Here is a 4,029-nt window from a genome sequence, read left to right on the forward strand (position 1 = left end):
GCGGTGAGACCCGCCATCCTCTTGATGGACGAGCCGCTCTCGGCGCTGGATTCGCAGACCCGCGAGCTGTTGATGGAGGATTTCGTCGGCCTGCTCGCCGATGGCGGCATGGGCGCGGTCTATGTCACTCATAATCTCGAAGAGGCCGCGCGGCTTGCCGACCGCATCGTCGTGCTGTCGCGGCGACCCGGCCGCATTCGCGAGGTCGTCACGGTGCCGATGACGCGCGCCGAACGCGGCGAGGCTGCTGCGCGCGAAAAACTGCTCGCGCTCCAGAACCAGATCTGGTCGCTGATCCGCAACGAAGCGATCGATGCCGAGCGCGAGGTTCAGCATGCTTGATCGCGCAACCCGGGCAGAAGCGCAGACGAAGGAGGCGGTGACGCGGCCGGTGCGCTTCCGCGGCGCGGGCTTCGTGCCGGCGAGCAGCCGGTTTGGCGGCTGGGTCGCGCTCGCGCTCGTCATCGCGCTCTGGCAGGCCGCGGGCAGTGCGCGCCTCGTCAATCCACTGTTCCTGCCGGCGCCCTCGGCGATCGCACGCGCTATCTACGAGCTCGCGGCTTCCGGTGCGCTCTGGCAGCATCTCTCGGCCTCGCTGCTGCGCATCGGTGTCGGCTGGCTGCTCGGCACCGCGGCCGGCGTTGTCGTCGGGTTTGCCATTGGTCTCTCACGGCTCGCGCGCAGCGTCGGCATCACCTTCATCTCGGCACTGTTCCCGATTCCGAAGATCGCGCTGCTGCCACTGCTCATCCTCTGGCTCGGCATCGGCGAAGAGCCGAAGATCGCGACCATTGCGCTCGGAGTGTTCTTCTCGACCGCGATCTCGGTCTATAGCGGTGTCGATGCGGTGCCGCGCAACCTCATCCGGATGGCGCAGAGCTTCAACGTGCCGTTCGCGACCATCGTGCGCAAGGTAATCTGGCCGGGTGCGCTGCCCTCGATTCTCGCCGGCTTCCGCATCACGGCGTCGGTCGCGCTCCTGCTCGTCGTCAGCGCCGAGATGATCGGTGCCCAGTTCGGCATCGGCGCCTTCGTGCTCCAGGCCGGCAATCTCATGCAGACGGATCAGCTGCTTGCGGGCGTGGTGATCCTGTCGGTATTCGGGCTGGCGGTGGGGAAGGTCATCAACTGGCTGGAAACGCGGCTGCTGCACTGGCGATGAGGGTTGGCACAAAAGCCGTAGGGTGGGCAAAGCGGAGCGTGCCCACCACTTGGTAACGCGGATCGATGGTGGGCACGGCGCGAGTGCGCCTTTGCCCACCCTACGGCATCGTCTTGTCACGCATTCCCGCGATCCTCGCGGAAGAGGTCGAGCTTCTGCTGCACCGGACGGTCGGAGAAGCTGAACAGCACGGCATCCGCCTCGGCCTCGTGCGTGACCCAGTGCCAGCTCGGCGCCACGAACAGGTCGCGCGGGCCCCATTCGAAGGTCGCATCGCCGATGCGGGTGCGGCCCTTGCCTTCGACGGCGCAGAACACGGTCGCGTCGGTGGAGCGATAGCGCGCGGTCTTGAAACCCCTCGGCAGGAGCTGGATGAACGTGCCGATGGTCGGCATCGCGTAGTCGCCGGTCTCGGGGTTGCTGAACTTCAGCTTCAAGCCGTGGCAGGCGTCCCATTCCTCGCGCGCTCTGGCTTTTTCCAGCGCTTCGCGGGTGTAGGCATAGGGATAGCTGAAGATCGGCGAGGTCTTCGACGACCGCTTCATGTCGACCGGCAGCAGATTGTGGCCGTAGCGCGCAAAGCTGTCGCCAGCGGGTTTCGTGATCTTCTGCTGATCCTCCTTGGCGCCTTCAGCGAACGAGCAGTCGAAGAATTGCACGAGGGGGATATCGAGGCCGTCGAGCCAGAACATCGGCTCATCCGTCTCGTTGGAATGATCGTGCCAGGTCATCGACGGTGTGATGATGAAGTCGCCGGGCTCCATCGCGGTGCGCTCGCCGTCGACGGCAGTGTGGGCGCCCTTGCCCTCGAGCACGAAGCGCAGGGCCGACTGGCTGTGGCGATGCGCAGGCGCGACGTCGCCGGGCACCACCATCTGCACACCGGCATAGAGCGAGGTCGTGATCTTCGACTGCCCGCGCAGGCCGGGATTTTCCAGGATCAACACCCGCCGCTCGGCTTCCTTGGCGGTGATCAGCTTGCCCGCTTCGGTCATGTAGTCGCGGATGACGTCGAACTCCCACAAATGCGGCCGGCAGGCGCTCCTTGGCTCCGGCGTGATCAAGTCGCTCATCACGGTCCAGAGCGCGGTGAGGTTTTCGCCGTCGATCTTCCTGTAGAACGCCTCGCGTTCCGGCGTCTTCGCTACGGCTTCCATGGCGAGCCTCCCGTTCGTTTTGTAGATTGACAGTATACTGCCAATCTAGGTAGCGTCAACTTGATGGCCGCCATGAAGATGGCGTCATTCCGGGGCGCCCGCAGGGCGAACTGCGGTGCGCAATTGCGCACCTGAGAATCTCGAGATTCCGGGTTCTCGCTTCGCGAGCCCCCGAATGACGTGCAAGAAAATCCATGGGAGGGTTCCGATGAAGCTGCACGGCTATTTCCGCTCCAGCGCGGCCTATCGGGTGCGGATTGCGCTGAACCTGAAGGGGCTGACCGCCGCTCACCTGCCGCATCATTTGCGCAAGGGCGAGCAATGCGCGCCCGCCTACCTCGCCATCAACCCGCAAGGCCTGGTGCCGACGCTGGAGGATGATGCGGGCACAATCCTCACGCAGTCGCTCGCCATCATCGAATGGCTGGACGAGACCCACCCCAATCCGCCGCTGCTGCCGAAGGATAGCCTGCGCCGCGCCAAGGTGCGGGCGTTTGCGTTGGCCATCGCCTGCGACACCCATCCGGTGCAAAACCTGAAAGTGCTGGCGCGCCTGCGCGAACTGGGGCTGGCCGAGGAGAAGGTCCAGGAATGGGCCGCCTGGGTCAATCGCGAGGGGCTGTCGGCCTGCGAGATGCTGGTGAAAGACGAGGTGGGGCCGTTCTGCTTCGGCGACGCGCCGACGCTCGCCGATCTCTGCCTGGTGCCGCAGCTCGGCAATGCCCGCCGCTTCGGGGTCGACGTCTCGGCTTATCCGTGCCTGCTCAAGGCGGAAGCCGCAGCGAAGGCGCTGCCGGCTTTCGCCAATGCGGTGCCGGAGAAGCAGCCCGATGCCGAGTAAGCCTGCCCCTCCGATCACGATGGACGCGGTCTATGCCGCGCCGGGTTATCTGTTCCGGCGCATGCAGCAGATCGCGGTCTCGATCTTCATGGAGGAGTGCAAGGCCTTCGACCTGACGCCGGTGCAATATGCGGCGCTGGTTGCGATCCACACCCATCCCGGCATCGACGCGACGCGGCTGTCCGCGGTGATCGCCTTCGACCGCTCGACCCTCGGCAGCGTCATCGAGCGGCTCCAGGCCAAGGATTATATCGAGCGCAAGCCGGCGCCCGAGGACAAGCGGATCAAGCTGCTCTATCTGACGAGGCAGGGTGCAGGGATCCTCAAGGACATCATCCCAGCGGTCGAGCGCGCGCAGGCGCGCATGCTGGAGCCGCTCAAGCCCGGCGACCGCAAGACCCTGATGACGCTGCTCGTGCAACTCGTCGATCTCAACAACGAAGCCTCCCGCGTCCCCCTTCGCGCCGAGGACGCGCTGGAACATCTGGGGAAGGCGGGGTGAGGGGGCGATGCGAGTGAGGTTGCACTTGCGCCTCACCACCGACGTCGTCCCGGGGGCGACGCTGAGATTGGGGCCGCGCCGTCGTGGCAATTTCAGGTGTCGTTCCCCGCGAAAGCGGGGAATCCAGTACGCCGCGGCTTCTCCGTATTCGTCGCCGCCTCTGGAATACTGGATCGCCCGCCCCAGTGCGCAATTGCGCACAAGGCGGGCGATGACACTGAGGATGTGGCTGCCAAGTACACGTCACGCACCTCGCCCCTCATCCCGGACTCCCGCCGTTCTTCTCCGCCTCGTAGCGCGCCATGAAGGCCGGCGACATATGGCGCAGGCGCGCATCGTCGATCCGCCCGGAGCGGGTGATGTAGCT

General features: G+C 65.5%; 4 protein-coding genes and 1 pseudogene. 4 read left to right on the top strand and 1 reads right to left on the bottom strand.

Going from position 1 to position 4,029, the window contains the following annotated elements; genetic code table 11:
* Both SO139_RS45625 and SO139_RS45630 read left to right on the top strand, forming a co-directional pair.
* Window positions 1–342, top strand: a pseudogene (locus SO139_RS45625) (ABC transporter ATP-binding protein); the annotation flags it as partial.
* A complete protein-coding gene (locus SO139_RS45630; protein ID WP_449381165.1) occupies window positions 335–1,162 on the top strand; it encodes an ABC transporter permease in 828 nt (275 codons plus the stop codon). The pseudogene SO139_RS45625 and the gene SO139_RS45630, both read left to right, overlap by 8 nt.
* A 116-nt stretch (window positions 1,163–1,278) precedes the next feature.
* On the opposite strand, the gene gtdA is transcribed toward SO139_RS45630, so the two are convergent.
* Window positions 1,279–2,319, bottom strand: a complete 1,041-nt coding sequence (gene gtdA / locus SO139_RS45635) for a gentisate 1,2-dioxygenase (protein WP_449381166.1) — start codon at window positions 2,317–2,319, stop codon at window positions 1,279–1,281.
* A gap of 208 nt (window positions 2,320–2,527) precedes the next feature.
* On the opposite strand from gtdA, the gene maiA reads away from it, so the two are divergent.
* Complete coding sequence (gene maiA / locus SO139_RS45640; protein ID WP_449381167.1) at window positions 2,528–3,160, top strand: maleylacetoacetate isomerase; 633 nt, start codon at window positions 2,528–2,530, stop codon at window positions 3,158–3,160.
* The gene (locus tag SO139_RS45645; protein WP_449381168.1) at window positions 3,150–3,662 is read left to right on the top strand and encodes a MarR family winged helix-turn-helix transcriptional regulator; all 513 of its coding nucleotides are present in this window, start codon (window positions 3,150–3,152) and stop codon (window positions 3,660–3,662) included. Before maiA ends, SO139_RS45645 begins: the two co-directional genes overlap by 11 nt.
* The last annotated feature ends 367 nt before the right edge of the window (window positions 3,663–4,029 follow it).

It is taken from the genome of Bradyrhizobium sp. UFLA05-89, assembly GCF_059803475.1.

Bases quoted from the DNA above. Each gene is read 5' to 3' on its own strand.
- SO139_RS45645 (WP_449381168.1), top strand. From the start codon at position 3,150: ATGCCGAGTAAGCCTGCCCCTCCGATCACGATGGACGCGGTCTATGCC.
- maiA (WP_449381167.1), top strand. From the start codon at position 2,528: ATGAAGCTGCACGGCTATTTCCGCTCCAGCGCGGCCTATCGGGTGCGG.
- gtdA (WP_449381166.1), bottom strand. From the start codon at position 2,319: ATGGAAGCCGTAGCGAAGACGCCGGAACGCGAGGCGTTCTACAGGAAG.
- SO139_RS45630 (WP_449381165.1), top strand. From the start codon at position 335: ATGCTTGATCGCGCAACCCGGGCAGAAGCGCAGACGAAGGAGGCGGTG.